We start from the raw sequence: 23,056 nt of genomic DNA, 5'->3' as shown, positions 1-23,056 counted from the left end.
TCATAATATTTTTTCTGAATTTTTAAAGCCATTTATAAAAAAAATTACTCAAATATTTTAAAATAACCCATTAAAATTACATCCTTTGGTGATGTTAAAATGTCTTCTGTTAGTGTATAGTAACAGCCTTAAAAATAATTCTTTTTACAGTTGTAATATATCAAAATCCATCATGACCCTCCTTAAAAAAGGGCTATGAGAAATTGTTTAAAAGCACTGAAAATCTATCTAAATGTAGAGATGATTGAAGGTTTGCTGAATGCACCCATTAGACCTCTTGCAAAAGTACTTTTTGCAAGAGGGGAAAAAGGGGTTCATGTTAAAGGGGAACGGGATAATACAGAACCTTTCCCCCTTTCCCCTTACCCTTTTCCCGACTTATGCAAGAAGTCTATTAAGCCTCACAGCATCAAACAGTGGTTGTCTGTAGAACGGGAGATTTGACCTGACGTTGACTGGTGACAATCATCTGGATGGTACGATTTGGGCCTGTGACTAAACCACGGCGCTTAGGTCGCACTTTACCATTGTCAACTAGTTCTAATTCTCGACTGGAAAGGATTTTAGCAAGTGCTAGCTTCATTTCCAACTGGGCAAATGCTAAACCAATACACCGCCTTGCACCACCTCCAAAAGGCAAGTATTCATAAGGAGAAAATTGCCGTTCTAAAAAGCGTTCTGGTTTAAACTGCTTAGGTTCCGGGTATAAATCTTCTCGTTGGTGGGTCAAGTAAATTGAACCAATAACACCTGTACCTGGTTTAAGTTCGTAGCCACCCAAAGATATAGGTGTTCTAACTACTCTGGCAAAGGTTAGCATTGCGACTGGGTAAATTCGCAAGGTTTCGGAACAAACAGCATTGAGGTAGGGTAATTTAAAAATGGCGCTAGGGTCAGGGCTATAACCCAGGCTATCTAGTTCTTGGAGTAACTTTTGGCGTACTGATGGGATTTTGTGAATCCAGTAAAATGCCCATGCGATCGCTGTTGCTGTAGTTTCGTGTCCTGCTATCAACAGAGTCATTAATTCATCGCGTAACTCTTTATCAGTCATTGGTTGACCTGCTTCATCCTTAGCTGCCATGAGTAAGCTATGGTAATCACAGAACGCTTACCAAGTAAAGATTCAAACACCAGATTTGTATCACCAGATGCTTCTAACGCTTTGGTATCGTTGGTTAAAATCTGCTGTAGCACTTCAGGGTTACTGACAAATATCAATGGCGGAGATTTACTTTCTAACCTGATGGTGAACATGTCCCCATATCTTTCGGCACAAGTTTCCATAAATGACATGGGGCTGGTAATCCAGCGTAGCATCTGTAAAACTGCTGGGCTTTGCGGGCCATTTGGTAATTTCATAAAATTCTTTTGTTAATTTATATCTTGTTCTTACTTTAACTAACTGAAACTCATGAATTTTTGTTGATTCAAGTTACTTATACTGTGATTGCGAAAAAGCAATAAACTGTTACAACCTCAAAGATGTAAAATTTTTGTTAAATTCAACGAGCATCTACAGTTTTATCTAATCGTCACAAGGTACTCAGCATGACTGCAATTTCTCCAAAGGCATCTTCAGCGCTTCCCGATTTTTCTGAAGGAATTCAATATTTTGGTGAAGCTTTACCAGATTTTGAAACTTATGGTGCAACACCTGCTATAGAATCGGGCAAAGTAGCGATCGCATCTCCCACAGAACCGAATGCTGTATATCAAACTTTACTTGCTGCTGATGCCTTACGCTACCTAACTTTGCAAGTTACTGCTAGTAAAGCTTCTGGGCATCCCGGTGGATTCGCCAGCCAAGCGGAAGCTTACGCATCTCTTGTCATGCTGGGATACAAAAACATTATTACTGAAGTCGGACACCACGCCCCCGGATTTTATAGTGCCATGTTCTTGGATCGTTCGCTAGAGGACATGGGAATTTTTACAGTTCAAGAATTGCGCGATCGCTTCCGAGAAAAGCACGGATTATTAGGACACCTTTCTGGTTACATTCCCGGTATTCTTGCACCTGCGGGGCCTTTGGGACAAGGGCAACACTTTGCAATGGCGGCTGCACTGTTGCACAAAGATAAATTATTCCCCTTTACAGTTGGTGATGGTGGATTGGGTGAGCCTTATATTGTAAGTGCGATCGCACATTTCCATACAGCTTATCCTGCTGTCACCAACTTCTTGCCGGTGTTGGTGTGGAACGGTTACAGCCAAGAACATCACAGCATGGTTTCCCTGAAAACCAACCCAGAGATGCAAGCATATTGGCAAGGTAACGGTTTTGATGAAGTGGTGTTAGTGGATGCCAAGGATTTCGACGATCAAAATCAACCAGGGGATTACGTTGATAGTACTGCCTTTTCTTTTGAGAAACGCCTAGAATTTACTCAAGCAGTACTTTCTGGTGTAGATAAAGCAGCGCGATCGGCATTGGATGGTAAACTTACCGTCTTCATTATTAAACAACTCAAAGGTGCAGGAGTCCACGCGCGGGGGTCAAAATCTCACAACCTCTATCCCAAAGATACGCTGGATGCGCCTCATATTGTTAGTGCATTGCAAACCCGTGCTTTGTCTGCGGAAGCTTGGCAATTAGTTAGAACAAATGCCGAACGCGCCGGTGGTGGCCCAGCAGCAAAAACTGTAGTAACAGAATTTGAATTTCCATTACCAGATTTAGGCGAATTACCTTTAGAAGAATATGCTGTTGGTGGTGAAGCAAAAGTTTCCACAACCGCGATGGGACGATTGGTAGGAATAGTTGGAAATAAAGATCGAAATTTCCTCGTCACCAACGCCGACGGTAACGAAGCATCTGGAATTGCCAACATCAACCAAGCATTAAAGATTATTCACCCCACAACCGACGACTTATATAATCAAGCACCAAACGGACAAGTTTATGAACCTTTGAGTGAAGATGCTTGTGCTGGTTTAGCTGCGGGTTTGGCGTTAATGGGTGCGAGAACTTTGTGGTGTTCTTACGAATCTTTTGCCATCAACGGATTACCAATTTGGCAAACTGTAACCCAATCAATGGCAGAATTGCGCCGTCAAACTCCCTCGACTATTACTTTATTCACAGCAGGCGCATTAGAACAAGGGCGCAACGGTTGGACTCACCAACGTCCTGAAATTGAAGCTTACTTTGCTTCATTGATGCGAAATGGAAATGTTTTCCCATTATTTCCGCCTGATGCTAATAGTATTCAAGCTTGTTATGATTGGGCTTTGAAAACTAAAAATAAGGGAATTGTAATTACTGCAAGTAAATCGCCGTTACCAATTCGTACAACTTTAGAACAAACTCGTCAAGGGTTGCGCGATGGTGCAGTGTTATTACATGAAATTGCTGGCGATAGACAAGTTGTATTTGCTGTAATTGGTGATATGACATTGATGCCAGTATTTGAAGCTGCGGCTTTCTTAGAAACTGAAGGTATTGGCGTGAAGATAGTTTCTATTATTAATCCTCGGCAATTGTACCGTAGTCATGATACTGCATGGGATATTTGTTCTGAACCCGAAGGCGGTTTCTTGGATGATGCGAAATTTGCCAAATTATTTGATGGCGATGCGCTAATTGCTGTTACTGGTGGTGCTGCGGGGATGCTAGAACCAATTCTGTTACGGAGTACGGCGAAGCGCGACACCTTCGCGTGGAAACGTGGGGAGACTACCGCGAGTGCTGGTGAGTTGATGGCGTTTAATGGATTGACTGCTGAGGCGTTGACGAAACGTGCGATCGCATTAGTACATTAAAGCTGCGTAGACGTAGCCAGCCGTAGGCATCGTCTTTTATTTTATCGCAAATATACGTATGGGAATGCTGAAAAATTGCGTTTAATGCGTATATTTGCGTTTTTTTATGAGAACTTCTAAGGCATTGAGATTAGTTTATAAATAAATCTGGTTAGATTTGCTGAAATTCTTTAACATTAACAGGTTTTCAAGTCACAAAAGCTGCTTTTCAAGTCACAAAAGCTGCTTTTCAAGTCACAAAAGCTACTTTTCAAGTCACAAAAGCTACTTTTCATGTCGCAAAAGCTGCTTTTCATGTCGCAAAAGCTGCTTTTCATGTCACAAAAGCTAGTTTACGAGTTCAAAACTTGATTTATAAGCCAGGATGAAACGGATATTTTTATGGAAAACATGACGTTTAATGGATTCACTGTGGAGGCTTGACGAAAAGTGCGATCGGGTTAGTACATTCAGTAAGATTGTGTAACTAGAAAAGTCTGAATTTCTAACAGCATATGCACGCAGATAAACGCAAATAGATTAGCGGTTTAATACGTGTATATCCTGTTTTTATTGTAATTATTTTTTTGTATATTTTTAATATGTAAATAATACCCAAAATATTTTATGTATAAGATAGAGGTCAAGATTGATGGGCAATTTATCAATAACTTTTCTAATGATTCTATCTATGATTTGGTTTTTCTTGACTTAGAATTTTGGCCGGATTATTTACAGATACAGGGAAAAGCAGTACAAAAAATATATGGATACACTATTACTCGGCTTCTCAAAACAAGTAAGCAACAATATATAAAAATTAAGTTTTTAGAATTTGAATCTGAGGAAAATCAACTTGTTGAGGAAATCATAAAAGATATTGAAAGATTTAAAAACAAAATATTTATTGGCTTCAATATAAAAAATAGTGATCTAATAACGTTGAGAAATAGATCAAAAGTTTTAGCCATACATTCAAACGTTAATGAAATAAAATTATTTGATTTTAGAGATTATTCACAATTATATGGCTATAAAGGTTTAAATGGTTTGTTTGAACATCTTGAAATTAAAGTAAATAAAAAGATTGATGGGAGTTATTTTCGTAAGAATCCCAGAAAAGTATTTTTACGAAAAAGCGGTTGGATAGATATTTTATTAAATATGTTTGAGTATTGTTTAGAAGATGCCGCAGGTTATTTTCAAATTGTGTCAAATTGGAATAATAAAAATCCTTTAATAACTAAAAACATGATTATAAATGAATGCTTAAATTACTCTGAACTAGAGAAAGAAACATCACTTACACTAATAGATCAAGATACAAAAATATTTTCTATGCAAAACTTTCAACCAACATCAGACCAGCTTCTAAGTAGTCTCACAGTAGCAGACTTGGAAGCTTTAATCGTCAAAATTGTTCAGAAAACTCTTAAAGAAGAGATACAGAAGCTAAAGCACGATGATTTACTAGATCAAACAACACAGATGAATCATCCACTAAAAGTTTTTGTATAAGCATTTACAACAAAATAATATACACGTATCACAGTCTAGAGATTGGGGAATACCCATCGTCCGATCGCGAACCGTAACCATCCATATAATCTTTATTCGTAGACAAATCACTTGCTGCTTCCACACAACCAATGTATTCTTGAGCCAGAGTCAAACCAGAAACCCCTGAATTCTTTTTTTGAGATGATAACTCTTGCTTTTGGATTTTTGCAAGCAAAAATTCTACAAAATCTAACGCCTCTTGTTGCTTATCAGGAGGTAATATTCTTACCTTGTCTATAATAATTTCTTCAATGCTCATTTTCTCTAGCGTCTCGCATAAACTAAATATATTTTAAACTTTAAAGTATTATTTGGCTGTATGCCTTTAGCCGCGACTTCAATTGTTAAGCACTCAAGAGGATAAATTTATGAAGTATACATCCCACTGTTTACATTAATTTATCAGGCGCGATCACGTCACCTCACCCAAGCTTAAAATTAGTCTATAATAGGGTCATACCGAAAATTTTCCTCAATTTAGAAGTTAATTATGCTGATAAAATTTGAAGAAATATATAGAGATATTGATACTTTACCAGAAGAAGCTCAAATATTACTACTAGATTTTATTCAGTTACTCAAAAAGCGTTATCCCCAAGTAGAATCAGAAAATCATAGTCAAGAAAAAAGTCTCTATGAAAAGTTTGATGAAATTGGATTAATTGGTTGTTGTTCTGTTGACGAAAATTTATCAACAACTTATAAAGAAGTTTTATTTAATACATTGACAACTAAATATGATCATAGTTGATACAGGATTTTGGTTAGCTCTTATTGATAAAAAAGACACATACCACGAAAAAGCAAAACAGGCTTTAAAACAATATAATGAACCTTTAATTACAACATGGTGTGTTGTCACAGAAACCTGTTATCTTTTGCTAACTCGCAAGGGAATTGACGCTGAAATTACTTTTATAAATAGTTTGGAACAAGGATTATTTACAGTTTTTAATTTAGAACTTCACCATACTGCTCGAATTATTGAATTAATGAGAAAATATGCTGATCTTCCAATGGATTTGGCTGATGCCTCCTTAGTGATTTTAGCAGAACATTTAGGGCATGGACGCATTTTCTCAGTAAATAAACGTGACTTTAATACCTATCGTTGGAAGCAAAGTTATCCTTTTGAAAATCTTTTATTTTGAGCTAATTAGAAACAGCATAAATCACTATTATCTGAAATTTATTGCTCTACCCAAAGTAGTCGGATTGTAAGCGATACCTACGGCTGGCTACGCCCATGCAATTATAATCTGTGAACTATTTATTTGATACTAATATCTGTTTTACGTTTGTCAAAGTATTTATTGCTAGGCAGTATAATAACGCAGCTTTTTACTGTGGCATAATACGGAAATAATTTGGTTTTAGCCACCGATTCAATCGTTAGGTACTCAAGAGGATAAATTTAGCAAGTATATATCGCACTGTTTACATTAATTTACTGCGCGCGATCGCGCAATTTATCTTCTACCAATGGGATGTACTTGTATGCTATGGAGGTAAACAATAGCAAAAATCCTGACTTTATTTCTTAAGATAGTTTTAGCCAACTATAATATACTTAAGATTTTACACAAGGATGGAACCATGACTAACGCTCAAAAGATGGTTCGCTTAAACTTAGATTTGTCACCTGAACTAAATCAGATATTAGACGAACTAGCAAATAAAATAGGCACAAGCAAAGGTGATGTTTTGCGTCAGGCTATAACGTTAATGCAAATGATGATTATAGCTAAAGAGGAAACTAAAAAATTAGGAATCCCAGAAGCAAATCAATTGATAGTTAATGAAATCATTCTCTCATCTGAACAGCAGTCAAAACCGCATCCACTAGACACATTTATGGAAAGGCTTGGCCCTTGGGAAGATGAACGTACTGCTGAGGAAATAGTCAAAGACATTTATGATAGCCGTACTATTTCTAACCATGATATTAGTCTATGACTTATTTACTTGATACTGATACTTGCATTTATTGGATTAAAGATATTAATTCAGTCAGAAATAAAGTTAGAGAAATAGGATGGGAGCAAATTTATATTTGTAGCATCACAGTTGCTGAGTTATATTTTGGTGCTTATAATTCTCAACGAGTAGTGGAAAATTTAACTCGTGCAGAAAACTTCATTCAAAACTTACCCGTTGTACCTTTAACTGATCCTGCTCTGAGAAAGTATGGTGAATTAAAAGCAGAACTCCGTAAAATAGGACAAACAATTGCTGAATTTGATTTACTAATTGCTAGTGTTGCACTTGCAGAAGATTATACTTTAGTAACAAATAATACTCGCCACTACGAACGTATCAATGGATTAAAGTTGGAAAACTGGATTATGCCTTAGAAACTCAACATTAGTTAGTCCCGATTATTTGGCTGTATGCCATTCTAAATTAGATTATCAACTGCGATCGCGCAATTTCTCTTCTACCGATTGGACGTACTTGTATGCTGTGGAGTGAAACAATTGCCACAGTTTCCCCATCCAATGTGACAAATTCAACTTCATATCCTTTGCCACCCTGATGTACTAAAACAACTGTACCTGTATCACCCTCTTCTAAACTATATTCTGGTACATCACTAGTCAGAATAACTCTATCAAGTTCTTGAATCATTCTTCTCTCCGTTTCAGTGGGTATGAAGTAACAAATTTAGGAATAGTTTCCCCTGTTTCAATAAACCAAGCCGAACTAATCACGGCGTTTCTGCCATCTGGTGAAAGCAGTGTACCTTCTATAGCATATCGAGTTCCAAATGGTGAATCTTCAATCTTTGTAACATCGTTAGATACTTTGGTGTGAATCAAAAGCAACCTTATCAATTCCCAATCATCGGGAATTAGCACCTGGGTTACTTAGAAGTTTGATTCGACAGGTAGGAATTACAGTTGATGAATTCCTCGAAAACAAATGAACTCAGATATAAGCATCATTATATTAGTCAGCATAACCCTATCAAGTTATTGAATCATCGCTGTTAATTTTACAGCCTTAGCTAACTATAATTTACTTAACATTTTACGTCTCAGCAATGATTACCGATAGACTAAAATTGGTAAATAAGCCTTTTATGAAATCACCACTATGCAAGTTAATAATCTTACCATTGACGAACTTAAAGCCCTGATTCGAGAAACTGTTAGAGAGACAATAGAAGAATTTCTAGCAGATCCAGATGCGAATCAAACAATCAAGGAGAATTTTAAACAAGAACTATTAGCAATTCAGAAGCGTAGAGAGGCAGGTTTTAAAGGTATTCCCGCAGCAGAAGTTATGCAAAGACTCGATTTAGGGAACGGATGAATTACTTAGTTGAGTATGAACCAGAAGCCCTAGCTGACCTAGAAAAGTTGACAAAAGCAGTCTCTGGAAGAATTGTTAACAAAATTAACTGGTTGGCTGATAATTTTGACCAAATTACACCGCAACCTCTGACGGCTGACTTATCAGGTTTTTTTAAACTGAGAGTTGGAGATTATCGAGTTATTTATGAGTTTGACCTTGATAAAAAAACTATTTTTATTGATCGAGTTGGACATAGGAGAGAAATTTACAACTGAATTCTGTACTTTATTTTTGGTCAAATATTAAAATATTGAGTTCAATCTCTAAGGATTTTCTATGGAAAAGTCACAATCTACTTCTGAGCAACATTTAAATCTTCTCACAGTAACAGACTTTGAAGATTTAATCGTCAAAATTGTTTATAAAGTGGCATCTAAATAGCATGATAGATAGAACAGATTTATCAAAAATAATTGCCAGCAAAGGCGACAACCCACTAATGCTGCTACCTGAAAATTTACAGTCGCAAGAAGATGTAGAACTTGAGCGAAAACTGCGGGAACTCAAGTTTAAACAAGAATTAAGAAAAGATTGGATTTTATTTATTGTCAGGGATGTAATAATTTTTCCTACCGCTATCCTTTTTATTTTTGCTGTCAGTGGTTATTCCCTATTTCTTCATATTCATGGGTAACTTATCTGATGACATATAGCAATTTTATCTGATTGGTGAAAATCGTAAGGCTTAGATCCCCGACTTCTTCAAAAAGTCGGGGATTTCGTGCATTATAAGTAAATATGCGTAACTAATTTTACAGAAGACGAAGCCAACTTGCTACAAGTAGACTCATCTTTATATCCACACAAATTTTGCTGGATATAAAGTAAGTATCTGATGGAAATCATCTAAAAATATGGGGCTTTTAATATTTTCTGTCGCTTTATTTGCCATTGTTGCTGTAATTATCATTAATGCTTACAACGATTTAGTTAAGTATCGCAATCGTTACAAAAATGCTTACTCTCAAATTGATGTTCAATTACAGCGCCGCTATGACTTAATTCCCAATTTGGTGGAAACTGCCAAAGGGTACATGAAACATGAACGGGAAACTCTAGAAGCAGTTATTGCGGCTCGGAATTCTGCAATTAATGCTAGCAGTCGTGCGGCACAAAATCCCGGCGATCCACAAGCGATGCAACAGTTAGGTAATGCTGAAGGGGCGCTGACGGGTGCTTTAAGTCGGTTGATGGTACTTTCAGAATCTTATCCAGAATTGAAAGCCGATCGCGCCATGACTCAGGTTATGGAAGAATTATCTTCCACTGAAAACCGGATTGCTTTTGCCCGTCAGGCTTTTAATGACGCCGTGACACTTTATAACACCAAGAGCGAATCTTTCCCCAGCAACCTTGTAGCCAATACTTTTAACTTTACTGTTGCAGAATTGCTTCCCGAAGCTACTCCAGAAATTAGAAATGCTCCACGCGTGTCTTTTTAGGTGTCTATGAATTTCTTTGAACATCAGGATCGGGCACGCCAAAATACGCAACAATTAATCGGGTTATTTTCCCTGTCGATCGCAGTCATGATTATGGCGATTTATATTGCCACTTTATTTCTGTTTCGCATGGCTCCCCGTGTTTGGTGGCATCCAGGGATATTTCTTTACGTGGCTGGGATTACAATAATTGCGATCGCAATCGGAAGCTTATATAAAATTGCCTATCTCCGTGAGGGCGGAAGCGTAATTGCCCAAGAGTTGGGGGGAAGACTCCTGCTACCAGATACAGCCGATGAACAAGGGCGACAACTATTAAATATTGTCGAGGAAATGGCGATCGCTTCTGGTATTTCCGTCCCAGAAGTTTATCTGCTTGAGAGAGAAACCGGGATTAATGCCTTCGCTGCCGGATTTACGCCCAATGATGCTGTAATTGGAGTTACCCGTGGAACTTTGCAACACCTGAACCGGGATGAACTACAAGGAGTCATCGGCCACGAATTCAGCCATATTCTCAATGGAGATATGCGGCTAAATTTGCGTTTGGTGGGATTATTGCACGGGATTTTGTTCATTTATTTAACTGGGGAATTGCTGTGGCGGATTCGTGATAGCTTCCGTTTAGGAAAGGAAGACAAAGGTTTACCTATCTGGGCTTTTGGTTTGGCATTGATGGCAATTGGCGGTATCGGATTATTCTGTGGACGCTTAATTAAAGCCGCCATCTCTCGCCAACGCGAATTTCTCGCCGATGCTTCGGCTGTACAGTTCACTCGCAACCCCAATGGACTTACCGGAGTCTTCCAAAAACTCCAAAAGATGGATTCACGCTTGATTGCGCCCGGAGCAGAAGCCGCTAGCCACATGTTTTTTGGCAACGCCCTCAACCCCTCTTTCTGGGAAAATATGTTTTCTACCCACCCACCCTTAGCAGAACGTATCCGCCGCGTTGGGGGTTTGAATGTCAGCAATTTACCAGCAGTGCCATCTCGTAATCAAGGGCGTTCCCCCTCCCAGGAATCTCTAACAATGGGCTTTGCTGGTGGTTCTGGCCCCACACCAGAACAGGTTGTAAACCAGGTAGGAAGCGTTACACCAGAGCATTTTGCCCATGCTCAAGCGTTGTTATCGCAGTTACCAGAATGTCTGCGTTTGGGTGCGCGGGAACAAGAAAGTGCAATGGCGATCGCTTTTGCGCTAGCGTTAGATACTGAAAATATCGAGATCCAACAACGTCAAATTACTTGGTTACGCGAGGTGCAGCCTGCTGAGTTAGTAGATAAAACCCTGGAATTGACTAGCGAAATTAGCCAGTTAGATCCCAGAATTCGCTTGCCACTTGTAGATTTAGCAGTACCCGTATTGCGTCAAAATTCTGCTAAAGAATGCCAGAGGTTGTGCAAATGTCTTCACGGTTTAGTTGTAGCTACCGGAAGTTTATCACTGTGGCATTTTGTGTTGCAGTTAATTTTGTGGCATCGCCTCCAGCCTAGTATAAATCCTACATCTGCGACAACAGTCGAATTTACCTCTATAGAAGAGATTTGGCCAGATAGTTTATTAGTATTGTCTGTAATTGCCCGCATCGGATACTCCCAACCCGATACCTCCACCGAAGACATCGCCTATGCTTTTCGTTCTGGAGTTTTTCGACTTCCCAAAGCTGGAGAACAACAAAAACCAGACATGCCACTAAATTGTAATTTCACTGAGCTTAAGAAGAGTATTGATCGCCTCCGTCTTGCTAGTCCCAAACTGAAGCAGGCTATTGTTGATGCCTGTGCCCACACGGTACTTTTGGATAATAAAGTAACACAGTCAGAAGCAGATTTATTAAGAGCGATCGCAATGACGCTAGATTGTCCCATTCCCCCATTTTTAAACCCTCAGCGTGGTGTTTCCAAACAGAAACAATCTTCTCCACAGCGAAGTTAATATAACCTTACCCCACCCTAACCCTCCCCTTATAAAGGGGAGGGAACTAGATTCGTGTTTCCCCCCTTTATAAGGGGGATTAAGGGGGGTAATTCGATTTGTGTGTACACGGTAGTCGCCTGCGGGGAGGAGTTCTTTTATTGTCTAATGCCCCACTTATCTAGTTCGCAACAACTGCACAAAAGTATTACTCACCGTATTGTCTTTAGTATCCGCCGCGTATTGAATCAAATCTTCCCGCAGTTCTTTGGCTGCATCTAAAGGAAGCAAGGTTGCTAGCAAGAAATAAACACCACGAAAACGCGGATCGCCCATTCTATCAACTAATAGTCCTTCGGCGGCATCAGTTTCGCCGAGAAAGTTTTGCACTAAAAAGAAATCCATGATTTTATCGTGGCGGAAGTACCATTGTTTCTTGGCTTCGCCTTTTTCATCTTGCCACTGGCGGCTGACTACCATCTTGTATTTATCGTCTGACAAAGACATGGCTACTTGGTAAAATTCATCTGCGGGTATAGCTTGTTTGTCTTCGAGTCGCATTTCGTAGACGGCGGCTGAGAATTTTTTTAACGGAAATTCTTGATTCCATTCTTTCAGGTATTCTGCCGCCATTAAATTGTATTGCTGTTCTTGCAGGCGAAATAAGTTTGGCTGTTTACCTTGTGATAGCATCAGCGCTACTACTGTTAGATCCATTGGGTTGGAAAGAATTCGGCGGACAGCATCTAACTCTTCTTGGGCTTGTTGCTGTTTGAGGACTTCTGTTAAATAAATGGTGCAGGCTTTTTCGTAATCAGCACCTTGAATTTTGGCATCTTTGGGGAGTCGCGGCTGACGGGAGATCAAAAACTCTTGAATTTGTTGTTGTTCAAGGGGCTGCAAGTAGTATATTTTTGCTGTAGAGGGCGGTGTCCACTCTAGGGGCTGGGTAGTCATTATAATATTGCCCCGGAAATAGCTTTCGACAAACTGGCAGATTTTGGCGCGGGTTTCGGCGGTGACTTCGTTGAGTCCGTCGATGCAGATATCTATCGCGCCACTGTAAATCAGGTTTTTCAAGAAGCTGGCATCTTGGGCTTGGCCGTGTAGCTTGTCTTGGATAGCTTCAATTACGCCTTTATGACACTTTTGGGCGGGGAGATAAACGACTATGCGCTCTTGATTTTTCAACAGATGACGGAGAAACATCGACTTGCCTAAGCCGGAATCTCCTTCTAAGATAATTTGTCCTTGAATGCTGGGTAGGGCTGCGGTAATTGGCTGGATGTCTCCTGATGTGGGGACTTTGACTTTTGATTCTGGGAAGTATGATTGATCATAAAAATTATCTAAGCCGGCATCAGCTAATAGGGAAGGTTTGAAGGGTTCAAATAATTTGCGGCGGAAGGGGGGAAACCAGGTGAGGAGAAAGCCGACATAGCCCACGCCGAGAATCCGGCGTATCCAAGGGTTCCAGAAGAAGATGGCTTGGATTTGGGGAAATTTCGGGTAGGCAAAGATGAGGAGAAGCCAAAACGCAGCGTGAATCAAAATAGTAGTTTTGGCGTTAAAAAACCACTGCCAACCCTTGAGGTTAATTATGACTGATTGCAGTGAATCAGCTTCGTTGAGTCCTTTGAGGTTGTTGTAGTGCTTTTCTAAAATGACAATATCTCCTGGATGCCAAGAAACTTTTCTAGCGACTACAGCGATTTCCTTCGCTAAGTCTTCGTGTAATCGTGCTAAATCTCGGCTGAGTTCCCAGGCTTTAAGGAAGAGTTCTAGTGTTTTTACACCTTCATCGTGTGTCAGTTTATCAGGAATTGCTTGAGGTCTGCCTAGCCATGTCAGCAAGGTTTTGACATCCTCGTTACTGCCACCTAAGAAATAAGTCCAAAATCGCCAAAATTCAAAGTTATTATTCTCAAGAGAAAAAATAAAGAATTGTTGATTTGGTTCGTAGGCATAATTCAAAATTACGACAACCTCTTCTAACTTCAGTTGTCTGATTTTCCCTAATGCCTCTCCCGCACTGCCACGAACATACTTGTCAACCTTTTCATCCTTGAGGATATTGAGGATGTCAGGGATGTATTGAGCCGCCGCCTGCTTGAAGTTGCCCAATGCCTCTGCCGCTCTGCTACGAACATCTGAGTCAACCTTTTTATCCTTGAGGATATTGGCGATGTCAGGGATGTATTGAGCCGCCGCCTGCCCGAAGTTGCCCAATGCCACTGCTGCACTGCTACGAACATACGAGTCAACCTTTTCATCCTTGAGGATATTGGCGATGTCAGGGATGTATTGAGCCGCCGCCTGTCCGAACTTGCCCAATGCCTCTGCCGCTCTGCCACGAACATACTTGTCAACCTTTTCATCCTTGAGGATATTGAGGATGTCAGGGATGTATTGAGCTGCCGCCTGCTTGAAGTTGCCCAATGCCACTGCTGCACTGCTACGAAGATACAAGTCAACCTTTTCATCCTTGAGGATATTGGCGATGTCAGGGATGTATTGAGCCGCCGCCTGCCCCAAGTTGTCCAATGCCTCTGCGGCTCTGCTACGAACATACAAGTCAACCTTTTCATCCTTGAGGATATTGAGGATGTCAGGGATGTATTGAGCTGCCGCCTGCCCCAAGTTGCCCAATGCCTCTGCGGCTCTGCCACGAACATACGAGTCAACCTTTTCATCCTTGAGGATATTGAGGATGTCAGGGATGTATTGAGCCGCCGCCTGCCCCAAGTTGCCCAATGCCTCTGCGGCTCTGCCACGAACATACGAGTCAACCTTTTTATCCTTGAGGATATTGAGGATGTCAGGGATGTATTGAGCCGCCGCCTGCCCGAACTTGCCCAATGCCACTGCCGCACTGCCACGAACATTTGAGTCAACCTTTTCATCCTTGAGGATATTGGCGATGTCAGGGATGTATTGAGCCGCCGCCTGCCCGAACTTGCCCAATGCCACTGCTGCACTGCTACGAACATTTGAGTCAACCTTTTCATCCTTGAGGATATTGGCGATGTCAGGGATGTATTGAGCCGCCGCCTGCCCGAAGTTGCCCAATGCCACTGCCGCACTGCTACGAACAGATGAGTCAACCTTTTCATCCTTGAGGATATTAGTGGCTTTCCGGGCAATTTCCTCTGGTTTCTTAAACACGGTTTTGAAGTCTTTTAGCTCATATTCAGATAATTTGTCCAGAGCATATCCCTTAACTTTGTCGTATCTATCATCAAGAGCTGCTGATATACCGTTAATCTGCCAATCTTGGGGTTTGGGTTTGGGGGTTTCTTTGGCGTTTACCCAAGGTAGAGAGAGGAAGAAAGTCAGAAGTAGGGTGAAACAGAAAAGGAAAAAGAGGGAAAGCTTGCTGTTCTGGCAGGGTGTGATGAGCATAATTTGGGGCAAGGTGGCAGATTACACGCGGCTAAAAGTATAATAACAACCTTGCAATTCCTAGTTCCTGATTGAGAAAGTCAGATTTATTTGGGTTTTTAGGTTTGTATTTGTGGGAGCATTCCAAATTTGGAAGTTTACTATTATGCTGCGTTCAGCCAGGAATCAGAGAATGAAGAAACGAACCGCAAATGACGCGAAGAGCGCAAAGTAAAAGAGTTGTAAAGGGTTTTTGCTTGAGTCAGGCTGATAGTGAATTATTTATAAGTAATTAAAGCTATATGCTGCACCAGTACACATCCCGCCAATAAATAAATTTCACAGGCTTTTAGCACAAGTTCACTCAAGTAGACTATAAACCTTATTCAGTCTTCTTTAGAAGACTTTAGCTATTAGCCTCAGAATTCATTCTGAGGCGGTTGTTGGGACTGATGCAAGTTCTGAGTATACGGAATTAATGTTAATTTTTGCTCACGAGTATCAAAGACTCTCCCGCGAGTATCAAGGACTCGTCCACGAGTATTAAAGACTCGCTCACGAGTATCAAAGACTCGTCCACGAGTATCAAAGACTCTCCCGCGAGTATTAAAGACTCGCCGACGAGTATCAAAGACTCGCTCACGAGTATCAAAGACTCGTCCACGAGTATTAAACACTCTCCCGCGAGTATCAAAGACTCGCCCGCGAGTATCAAAGACTCATTCACCAGTTAAGAAAACAAAAAGGGGAAAAGAAAAGGATGTGCATCAACCTTTAACTTTTCCCCTTTTACTCTTCCTTTCTCTCTGGCAATGTTTACAGCCTATGAACCAGAAGCAGCTTTAGCAGGTTTACTTTTAATAGCTTTAAACCGTTCCCCTAACTGTTCAGCAAGAGTTTTTAACCCTGGAGTCTTCTTAGCAGCAGTCTTGACGTAATCATAAACAGTCAAACTGCTACCCATTGCTTCGCTACCGACTGCCATTAGGGTATCATCTACCTGTTCTGTCAGTTGTTGCAGTTTGATCAACAGTTCGGTAAGCGTTGCGGCTAATTGATAATCGCGCACAAACTCATCTACATCAAAGCTAGCTGGTAAAATGTCTCGGTTAGACTGGGCAGCAGTTAGGCTAGTGTTGACAAAAGCTAGGCTTTTATCGCCCATCTTAAATAACTTGCGTCGTTCTTCCACACTCAGAGTTACCAGAAAAGGCATCTTTGCTTGGATAGTCGCAAAGGCTGCTTTAATTTCTTGGATATCTGCTGGGGAAAGGGAGGCAGTAATGTTTTGGTAAGCCATTAAATATTTACTCAGGTGAATCTGTTTGTTATGATTCCCATTGGTAAATGCGATCGCACATCCCACATCCCATAGCATAAAGTGCGATCGCCGCATTTGGGAGCAATCGAAAAATCAGCCCAATCTGAGTACAATTTGATTAGATACAGGTAAGTCTGACTTTGTATGACTCCAGCAACCGATATTCGTAGAAGAGCAATCGAACTGATTGAGCAGTTGTCTCCAGAAAAGTTATCTGCCGTGGTACAGTTATTAGAGTTTCTGTCTGAACCCTCCCAGCCAGGTACATCCAATGATCAGGAAGTAGTTCTGCTGGAAGTAATCCAACGTCACCTTGCGTCTGACGAGCAGAAAAGATTACAGGATTTACGTGATCGCTGTGAATGGGGTGAACTCACTGCGATCGAACACGAAGAATTGATCCAGTATGAAGATCGGCTAGAACAGTGGAGAGTCGAACGTCTGCAAGCTCTCATTGAGTTAGCAAAGCTCAAGAAGATCGACTTGCTTACCTTGAATCGCCAATTTTTATCAGACTCTCAGTTATTCCATGCCGTCTGAGTTTGTTCGCAAAGCGTCGCCAGAAGAGAAACGAGTACCTGCTGCACTGAGACGAACGATAGCTAGCAGAGCTAAAAGTCTTTGTGAATATTGCCGATGCCCAGAAGAATTTTCTCCTGACAGCTTCACTGTAGAACACATCAAACCCCGTCAGGCAGGTGGAGAAACGATCTCAGAAAATTTAGCTTGGTCGTGTTTTGGCTGCAATGCTCGAAAGCATACCAAAATCAGCCATTCTGATCCAGAAACCAAACAAGAGATTGCGCTGTTTCATCCTCGTCAGCAGCTTTGGTCAGAGAATTTTACCTGGAACGATGATTTTACCAAGATTATCGGGAAAAATCCCTGTGGTCGAGCCACGGTGGAAGCTCTGCAATTAAATCGGGTTGGAGTTGTTAACTTGCGTCGTCTTCTGACTTCAGCCGAACTGCATCCACCGCAGTAAAAATGGTAAAAGTTCGTAGTTATGAACGCGATGGTTTCTTACCAAAGCCATAGCGCAATCTATCCATAATCAAACTCTGGAAATTGTCAATGTAGCTAAATATCACTGGCACTACCACCAATGTCAACAGAGTAGAAGTTGTAAAACCGCCCATAATGGCAATTCCCATTGGTTGGCGAACTTCAGAACCCGCGCCAATTCCTAATGCTAAAGGCAGAGTCCCGGCGATCGTTGCCAAAGAAGTCATTAAAATCGGACGCAGACGTGACACACCCGATTCAACAAGCGCCTGACGTTGGGTTTTCCCTTCCTGCATGTTGATGATTGTATAGTCAACTAACAGAATCGAGTTTTTGGTGACAATTCCTAACAGCAGGATGATCCCAATCAAAGCATATATTCCCAAAGGTTTCTGAGCAACCATTAACGCTACCAATGCGCCGCCTAAACAAAAGGGCAAAGCCGCCATAATCGATAATGGATGCAGAAAGTTGTTATACAACAGCACCAGAATTGCATAGATACACATTAATGCCAATCCTAATGCACCGCCAAAACGGCCGAAAATGTCTCGCATAATTTTGGCGCTACCGGATGGTTGCTGTACTACCCCTGACGGTAAGTTTTGCATCACAGGTAGTTTGTTGATTGTTTCTACTGCCTCTCCCAAAGAAATCCTTTGTAGATTGGCTTCTACGGCAACTTGACGGGCGCGATCATAGCGGTTGATGGTTGCAGGGCCACTGCCAAAGCGGATGTCTGCAACTGCGACAAGGGGAATTAATCTCCCATTTTGACTAGGGACTTGTAGATTTGTGATTGTGTTGATGTCAGCCCGCGCTGTCGGATCGATTTGCACCCGAATGGGGATTTGCCGATCGCTTAAATTAAATTTCGCCAAGTTGGCCTCATTATCGCCGATGGTAGCAAGAGAAGCAGTCCGAGCGATCGCTTGCACTGTCACCCCTAAATCTGCTGCCCGTTGTGGGTTGGGAATTACCAAAATCTCTGGTTTAACCAAACTCGCAGTAGAAGACACTTCCACCAATCCGGCTAGCGATCGCATCTGCTTTTCTAGGGCATCAGCAGCTTGATTCAACGCTTCAGGATTTTCACTTCTGAGGACAATTGATAAACCTTTCCGACTGTCGCCTGGTGACTGACTTTGGAAACTAATTCTAGCTCCTGGTATTTGTTCAAAGTCAGGACGTACTTGTTCTTCAAACTGTTTTTGGGAAATATTTCGTTCTTCTCTAGGTTTGAGATTAATGGCAAGGGTTGCAGAATTAATCTCTTCTGTCGCTAATACACGTTCAACTACTGGGTTTTGCCGAATGATGTTAGTAGCTTGTGTGACTACCTTATTAACGTCTTCTAATGTCGAACCAGGAGGTAATTCTATAGATACGTTGGAAATTCCAAAATCGCCATCATCCACAAAACCCTTGGGAATCAACGGAACCAGCGTTAGACTCGCAATAAAGAAAGCTAAAGCGATCGCCATTGTTGTCAATCTATGGCGTAACGCCCACTCAAGGAGCGATCTATAAGGTTGAAACCCCCGACGCTTTTTAGTTCTATGTTTTTTGCTGCCATACCCGCTACCTGGAAGTGCAAATTTAAAATTCAAAAATTTTATTACTCTCCCTGCCCCCTGCTCCCTACTCCCTACTCCCCACTCCCCACTCCCCTCTTCCTTCAAAAGATACGCCCCCATCATTGGCGTAACCATCCGCGCTACCAGAGTTGAGAAAATTGTGGAAACGGCAACGGTAACACCAAATGGTTGGAAAAACTGCCCCGGAATCCCACCCATAAAGGCAACGGGCATAAACACCGCAACAATCGTTGCTGAACTTGCTACTACCGCTAACCCTACTTCATCAGAAGAATCAAAAGCAGCTTCCCAAGCTGACTTGCCCATAGCCATGTGCCGTTCCATGTTTTCAATTTCCACAACGGCATCATCTACTAAGTTGCCCACCGCTAACGCTAATGCCAACAAAGTCATGTTGTTGAGGGTGTAACCAAGGGCTTGCTGCACCGCAAAGGTAGGAATTATTGATAGGGGTAAGGCAACAGCCGTAATTAATGTTGCTCGCCAGTCCCGCAAAAATACTAAAATAACGATGACTGCCAGCACTGAAGCTTGAATCAATTCATCAATGGTGCTTTGGTAAGATTGGCGAACAACATCAGCTCTAGTAAAAATTAAATCCAGCTTCACATCTGCGGGAAGGGTTTTTTCCAGCTCTTTAACTGCTGCTTTGACTCCTTGTTCCACAGTCACCAAAACGCTGCCAGTACTACGCAACACCTGAAAAGCTACCACAGGTTGATTATTTAAGCGCGCGGCTTGACGCACATCGCCAAATTTATCTTCTACAGTTCCCAAGGTGGATAAGGGTACAGAACCGCCTTGTGGTAAGAGGATTTCGTAGGTTTTCAACATATCCACACTGGCGGCGCTTCCTAAAGTGCGGATACTTTGTTCACTACCACCGACTTCGGCGCGTCCCCCAGGTAAGTTAATGTTCAAAGCGCGGATTTGGTCGTTTACCTGGGTGGCGGTGATACCTAAAGATTGTAAGCGGTTTGGATTCAGATTAATCCGAATTTCTCGGTCAACTCCACCGACGCGCTGAATTTGGGCTACACCACGGACTCCCAATAAGGCGCGGCTAATGGTTTGATCGACAAGGTTGCTTAATTCTTCTACGGAACGCCGATCTGATTTAACCGCGTAAGTAATCACCGGGCCGCCAGAAAATTCCAGACGTTCCACAATTGGATCGTTGATATCTTGGGGTAAATCTTGACGAATTTGAGCGATCGCATTGCGAACATCATTGGTGGCGCGATCGCTATCTGTACCCAAAACAAAATTGATTGTCGTCTTAGAATTCCCATCGCTGACAGTGGAAATCATATAATCAATATTGCCCAACCCTGCAACGGCATCTTCAATTTTCTTCGTCACTTGGGATTCTAGTTCGGCCGGGCCTGCACCCGGTTGCGTAACTTTTATCGAAACTGTTGGCACATCAATATTTGGGTTAGTATCAATCCCCAAGGATATGAAGGAGAACCAACCCACAACTGTCAAAATTAAAAATAAAACTATTGTAGGAACGGGTTTTTTAATCGACCAAGCTGAGATATTAAAAGACATTGGAAAATTTTAGATTTTAGATTTTGGATTAGTTATTTGTCATTAGTCATTGGTTATTTCCCATTCCCCATTCCCCATTCCTTTCAACTTGCAACTCGAACTTTCTCACCATCTTTGAGATATCCTGCACCATCAACTACAACGCGATCGCCTAATTGCAATCCACTTTTGATTTCCACTTTATCGTCATTGGCAGGATCTCCTAACTCTACTTTTTGGCTGCGGACTATATCTTCACTCGATAAGGTGAATACAATTACACTTGAGTCTGCTTGAGATTGCACTGCTTTTTGCGGCACTACTATTTTTATCCCTGAGTTAGTAGTAATTGCAGCATTAGCAAACATCCCTGGTTTAAGTAAAGTTGTTGGCGGTAAGTCAATTTTGACTGTAGCCTCCCGCCTTTGATCGTTTACCTGTGGCTGTATCTCCCTGACTCGTCCTTGCGATCGCACGCGCTGATCGACATCTGAAGTAATTTGCACAGATGCACCAATTTTCACCTGATTTAGTTGAATTTCTGGTACTTTTGCCTGAAGTTCTAACTTTTCATCTCGGATAATCGAAAATAGCTTTTGTGTGCCACCAATCACAGTTCCCACCTGGGTTTGTGGTGGTACACCAGTCACATCACCGACTCTGGCCAATTTCTCGGCTATTACTCCAGCGACAGGCGATCGCACCACAGTTTGTCCCAACTGAGTTTGTAGTTGTTGCACCTTAGCAGCACTACTGCGGACATCGGCTTTGGCTTTGTTGATGATAGCTTGGGCGCTACCGATATTGGCCTGGGCACTACGCACATTTTCTTGGGAAAGATTCACAACTTCTACGGCAGTTTTCACAGCGTAGGAACGAGTATCGAGTTCTTGCTTACTAATCGTCCCAGAATCAGCGAGTTGTTGATAGCGCTGATAATTCTTAGCTGCTTCTTCTAGCCTCGCCTTAGCTTGAGCTAAATCTGCTTGTTTTTGCTGGACTATGGCTTTATTTGATGCCAAATCTGCCTGTTTGGCTGCTAAATCTGCTTGTTTTGATTCTACGTCTGCTTTTGCTTGGCTAATTTGGCTTTGCAATATGGAACCATCCAACACTGCCAACACTTGACCTTTTTTGACAAAAGCCCCTTCTTTTACATCTTCGGAGATGCTTTTGATTTGTAAGCCGTTCGTCTGCGGTAAAACTGGAATTAAATCGTGTGCTGCTACAGTTCCAGTAGTTTTGAGGGTACGGAAAACACGGGCGGTTTCTACTGTGGCGATGGTAACTGTCATTGCTGGGTTAACTTTTTTATCAGCTACCACGCTTGGTTGACGAAGTGAAAGACGACTTAATACACCCATCCCACCAAAGGCGATCGCAATTCCTAAACCAGCACCTAAAAATAATGGTTTCAACCATGCCCTAGTTGATTTTTGATCCGATTTGCTCAAAAAGCTCCTATCTTTATAGGTTATAGCTTCTTCCACCTCGATTTCTGAAACACTGTCATCGCTCACAGTCCTACCTCCACTTTCTGTCTACGTATACCAATCTTGGTATTTTCTTAAGAAAACTTGAAGTTTATTTACTTCATATCAACTATGACGCATTTCATAGTAAATGTCTTTTATATACCGACGTATATAATTAAACAAGTTAATTAAGAGTAATTACTAGCAAAAAAATCTTAAAAAAACTTATGTAGATTATGATACAAAAATTATTTCATATCATCTAGTTACTCAAGGTCACACAATATATGTATTTAGATCACCGTCAACCAATGGTTAGATATGAAAAACTAGTGAGGCGAATCTAGATTTATCTAATTTAAAATCTGCCTTTTATGTATAAAGTTATATCAAGTAAATATTTTTGTCCGGCATCGATAATCCCTCTGAAGCCTTTGTGTCGCCAGGAAACCATTCCATACCATGCAATTTAAGCATAGGACAAGCTAGCGTCCACAGCTACACATGAGTTACAAATGAGCAAAATATATTGTCCTAAATTCATGTGAGTTCCACGAACCTCTCCAACCCAGCCTCTCTCTCAACGGGGGAGCAATGAAATAATCAGGTTTTTAACCCTCTGGCCTAGAAGGAAAAACGAATAAAAGTGAGGTTAAATTCCAAGCCTGATTATGGAATTTTGAAATCAAATCAATAAATAATTGGTATTTACCAGAGTAATCA

Annotated in this window: 21 protein-coding genes and 1 pseudogene; 13 read left to right on the top strand and 9 right to left on the bottom strand. The window is 41.2% G+C overall.

The genetic code is table 11. The annotated features are described in order from the left end of the window. Positions 1–409: 409 nt before the first annotated feature. Positions 410–1,362 (bottom strand): annotated as a pseudogene (locus RMZ43_RS30690) (cytochrome P450). Between the two features lie 189 nt (positions 1,363–1,551). On the opposite strand from RMZ43_RS30690, the gene RMZ43_RS30685 reads away from it, so the two are divergent. Continuing rightward, positions 1,552–3,765, top strand: a complete 2,214-nt coding sequence (locus RMZ43_RS30685) for a phosphoketolase (RefSeq protein ID WP_322654977.1) — start codon at positions 1,552–1,554, stop codon at positions 3,763–3,765. Between the two features lie 606 nt (positions 3,766–4,371). Beyond that, entirely contained in the window at positions 4,372–5,262 is an 891-nt protein-coding gene (locus tag RMZ43_RS30680) for a hypothetical protein (protein ID WP_322654976.1), read from the top strand. Positions 5,263–5,290: 28 nt separating this feature from the next. Here the strand turns inward: RMZ43_RS30680 and RMZ43_RS30675 are convergent, their stop codons facing one another. Continuing rightward, entirely contained in the window at positions 5,291–5,563 is a 273-nt protein-coding gene (locus RMZ43_RS30675; protein ID WP_322654975.1) for a DUF2281 domain-containing protein, read from the bottom strand. Positions 5,564–5,794: 231 nt separating this feature from the next. Between RMZ43_RS30675 and RMZ43_RS30670 the strand changes: the two genes are divergently transcribed. From RMZ43_RS30670 to vapC, 4 genes are all read left to right on the top strand, one after another. Beyond that, positions 5,795–6,055, top strand: coding sequence for a DUF2281 domain-containing protein (locus tag RMZ43_RS30670; protein WP_322654974.1), 261 nt, complete (start codon positions 5,795–5,797; stop codon positions 6,053–6,055). Next, on the top strand, positions 6,042–6,455 hold the full coding sequence (locus RMZ43_RS30665; RefSeq protein ID WP_322654973.1) for a type II toxin-antitoxin system VapC family toxin: 414 nt from the start codon (positions 6,042–6,044) through the stop codon (positions 6,453–6,455). Before RMZ43_RS30670 ends, RMZ43_RS30665 begins: the two co-directional genes overlap by 14 nt. A 445-nt stretch (positions 6,456–6,900) precedes the next feature. Further along, positions 6,901–7,260: a hypothetical protein gene (locus tag RMZ43_RS30660; RefSeq protein WP_322654972.1), complete on the top strand. Its 360-nt coding sequence runs from the start codon at positions 6,901–6,903 to the stop codon at positions 7,258–7,260. After that, positions 7,257–7,658 (top strand): type II toxin-antitoxin system tRNA(fMet)-specific endonuclease VapC, encoded by a 402-nt coding sequence (gene vapC, locus RMZ43_RS30655; RefSeq protein ID WP_322654971.1) that lies wholly within the window; start codon positions 7,257–7,259, stop codon positions 7,656–7,658. The genes RMZ43_RS30660 and vapC overlap by 4 nt, the downstream gene beginning before the upstream one ends. Before the next feature lie 49 nt (positions 7,659–7,707). Here the strand turns inward: vapC and RMZ43_RS30650 are convergent, their stop codons facing one another. Both RMZ43_RS30650 and RMZ43_RS30645 read right to left on the bottom strand, forming a co-directional pair. Continuing rightward, complete coding sequence (locus tag RMZ43_RS30650; protein WP_322654970.1) at positions 7,708–7,932, bottom strand: DUF4926 domain-containing protein; 225 nt, start codon at positions 7,930–7,932, stop codon at positions 7,708–7,710. Further along, complete coding sequence (locus RMZ43_RS30645) at positions 7,929–8,162, bottom strand: DUF6883 domain-containing protein (RefSeq protein WP_322650533.1); 234 nt, start codon at positions 8,160–8,162, stop codon at positions 7,929–7,931. Before RMZ43_RS30645 ends, RMZ43_RS30650 begins: the two co-directional genes overlap by 4 nt. A 238-nt stretch (positions 8,163–8,400) precedes the next feature. On the opposite strand from RMZ43_RS30645, the gene RMZ43_RS30640 reads away from it, so the two are divergent. The 5 genes from RMZ43_RS30640 (at position 8,401) to RMZ43_RS30620 (ending at position 12,041) form a co-directional block, all read left to right on the top strand. Continuing rightward, the gene (locus RMZ43_RS30640; protein WP_322650534.1) at positions 8,401–8,619 is read left to right on the top strand and encodes a hypothetical protein; all 219 of its coding nucleotides are present in this window, start codon (positions 8,401–8,403) and stop codon (positions 8,617–8,619) included. Continuing rightward, positions 8,616–8,876 carry a type II toxin-antitoxin system RelE family toxin gene (locus tag RMZ43_RS30635; protein ID WP_322650535.1) on the top strand — a complete coding sequence of 87 codons (261 nt, stop codon included), beginning with the start codon at positions 8,616–8,618 and terminating at the stop codon, positions 8,874–8,876. The genes RMZ43_RS30640 and RMZ43_RS30635 overlap by 4 nt, the downstream gene beginning before the upstream one ends. Positions 8,877–9,043: 167 nt before the next feature. Beyond that, complete coding sequence (locus RMZ43_RS30630; protein ID WP_322650536.1) at positions 9,044–9,295, top strand: hypothetical protein; 252 nt, start codon at positions 9,044–9,046, stop codon at positions 9,293–9,295. Positions 9,296–9,515: 220 nt separating this feature from the next. Next, complete coding sequence (locus tag RMZ43_RS30625; protein ID WP_322650537.1) at positions 9,516–10,103, top strand: LemA family protein; 588 nt, start codon at positions 9,516–9,518, stop codon at positions 10,101–10,103. A gap of 6 nt (positions 10,104–10,109) precedes the next feature. Further along, a complete protein-coding gene (locus tag RMZ43_RS30620) occupies positions 10,110–12,041 on the top strand; it encodes a M48 family metallopeptidase (protein ID WP_322654969.1) in 1,932 nt (643 codons plus the stop codon). A gap of 156 nt (positions 12,042–12,197) precedes the next feature. On the opposite strand, the gene RMZ43_RS30615 is transcribed toward RMZ43_RS30620, so the two are convergent. The 3 genes from RMZ43_RS30615 to RMZ43_RS30605 form a co-directional block, all read right to left on the bottom strand. Further along, complete coding sequence (locus RMZ43_RS30615) at positions 12,198–15,422, bottom strand: HEAT repeat domain-containing protein (protein WP_322654968.1); 3,225 nt, start codon at positions 15,420–15,422, stop codon at positions 12,198–12,200. A gap of 398 nt (positions 15,423–15,820) precedes the next feature. Next, the gene (locus RMZ43_RS30610; RefSeq protein WP_322654967.1) at positions 15,821–16,078 is read right to left on the bottom strand and encodes a hypothetical protein; all 258 of its coding nucleotides are present in this window, start codon (positions 16,076–16,078) and stop codon (positions 15,821–15,823) included. Between the two features lie 146 nt (positions 16,079–16,224). Then, positions 16,225–16,701 carry a hypothetical protein gene (locus RMZ43_RS30605; protein WP_322655001.1) on the bottom strand — a complete coding sequence of 159 codons (477 nt, stop codon included), beginning with the start codon at positions 16,699–16,701 and terminating at the stop codon, positions 16,225–16,227. Between the two features lie 165 nt (positions 16,702–16,866). Between RMZ43_RS30605 and RMZ43_RS30600 the strand changes: the two genes are divergently transcribed. Together RMZ43_RS30600 and RMZ43_RS30595 are read left to right on the top strand one after the other, a co-directional pair. After that, the gene (locus tag RMZ43_RS30600) at positions 16,867–17,262 is read left to right on the top strand and encodes a hypothetical protein (RefSeq protein ID WP_322654966.1); all 396 of its coding nucleotides are present in this window, start codon (positions 16,867–16,869) and stop codon (positions 17,260–17,262) included. Further along, positions 17,252–17,707, top strand: coding sequence for an HNH endonuclease (locus RMZ43_RS30595; protein WP_322654965.1), 456 nt, complete (start codon positions 17,252–17,254; stop codon positions 17,705–17,707). Before RMZ43_RS30600 ends, RMZ43_RS30595 begins: the two co-directional genes overlap by 11 nt. Before the next feature lie 19 nt (positions 17,708–17,726). Here RMZ43_RS30595 and RMZ43_RS30590 read toward each other — a convergent pair whose 3' ends face one another. Further along, entirely contained in the window at positions 17,727–20,879 is a 3,153-nt protein-coding gene (locus RMZ43_RS30590) for an efflux RND transporter permease subunit (RefSeq protein WP_322654964.1), read from the bottom strand. Between the two features lie 83 nt (positions 20,880–20,962). Continuing rightward, complete coding sequence (locus RMZ43_RS30585) at positions 20,963–22,378, bottom strand: efflux RND transporter periplasmic adaptor subunit (RefSeq protein ID WP_322654963.1); 1,416 nt, start codon at positions 22,376–22,378, stop codon at positions 20,963–20,965. Between the last annotated feature and the right edge of the window lie 678 nt (positions 22,379–23,056).

The sequence above is a fragment of the Nostoc sp. CmiVER01 genome (genome assembly GCF_034531135.2).
Lineage (GTDB): Bacteria > Cyanobacteriota > Cyanobacteriia > Cyanobacteriales > Nostocaceae > Nostoc.
This window is presented reverse-complemented; position numbering and strand designations above follow the sequence as displayed.

Coding starts and splice junctions, on each gene's coding strand:
- RMZ43_RS30640 (WP_322650534.1), top strand. CDS start 8,401: ATGCAAGTTAATAATCTTACCATTGACGAACTTAAAGCCCTGATTCGA.
- RMZ43_RS30625 (WP_322650537.1), top strand. CDS start 9,516: ATGGGGCTTTTAATATTTTCTGTCGCTTTATTTGCCATTGTTGCTGTA.
- RMZ43_RS30680 (WP_322654976.1), top strand. CDS start 4,372: ATGTATAAGATAGAGGTCAAGATTGATGGGCAATTTATCAATAACTTT.
- RMZ43_RS30600 (WP_322654966.1), top strand. CDS start 16,867: ATGACTCCAGCAACCGATATTCGTAGAAGAGCAATCGAACTGATTGAG.
- RMZ43_RS30605 (WP_322655001.1), bottom strand. CDS start 16,701: ATGGCTTACCAAAACATTACTGCCTCCCTTTCCCCAGCAGATATCCAA.
- RMZ43_RS30675 (WP_322654975.1), bottom strand. CDS start 5,563: ATGAGCATTGAAGAAATTATTATAGACAAGGTAAGAATATTACCTCCT.
- vapC (WP_322654971.1), top strand. CDS start 7,257: ATGACTTATTTACTTGATACTGATACTTGCATTTATTGGATTAAAGAT.
- RMZ43_RS30670 (WP_322654974.1), top strand. CDS start 5,795: ATGCTGATAAAATTTGAAGAAATATATAGAGATATTGATACTTTACCA.
- RMZ43_RS30620 (WP_322654969.1), top strand. CDS start 10,110: ATGAATTTCTTTGAACATCAGGATCGGGCACGCCAAAATACGCAACAA.
- RMZ43_RS30635 (WP_322650535.1), top strand. CDS start 8,616: ATGAATTACTTAGTTGAGTATGAACCAGAAGCCCTAGCTGACCTAGAA.
- RMZ43_RS30650 (WP_322654970.1), bottom strand. CDS start 7,932: ATGATTCAAGAACTTGATAGAGTTATTCTGACTAGTGATGTACCAGAA.
- RMZ43_RS30590 (WP_322654964.1), bottom strand. CDS start 20,879: ATGTCTTTTAATATCTCAGCTTGGTCGATTAAAAAACCCGTTCCTACA.
- RMZ43_RS30660 (WP_322654972.1), top strand. CDS start 6,901: ATGACTAACGCTCAAAAGATGGTTCGCTTAAACTTAGATTTGTCACCT.
- RMZ43_RS30630 (WP_322650536.1), top strand. CDS start 9,044: ATGATAGATAGAACAGATTTATCAAAAATAATTGCCAGCAAAGGCGAC.
- RMZ43_RS30685 (WP_322654977.1), top strand. CDS start 1,552: ATGACTGCAATTTCTCCAAAGGCATCTTCAGCGCTTCCCGATTTTTCT.
- RMZ43_RS30595 (WP_322654965.1), top strand. CDS start 17,252: ATGCCGTCTGAGTTTGTTCGCAAAGCGTCGCCAGAAGAGAAACGAGTA.
- RMZ43_RS30665 (WP_322654973.1), top strand. CDS start 6,042: ATGATCATAGTTGATACAGGATTTTGGTTAGCTCTTATTGATAAAAAA.
- RMZ43_RS30615 (WP_322654968.1), bottom strand. CDS start 15,422: ATGCTCATCACACCCTGCCAGAACAGCAAGCTTTCCCTCTTTTTCCTT.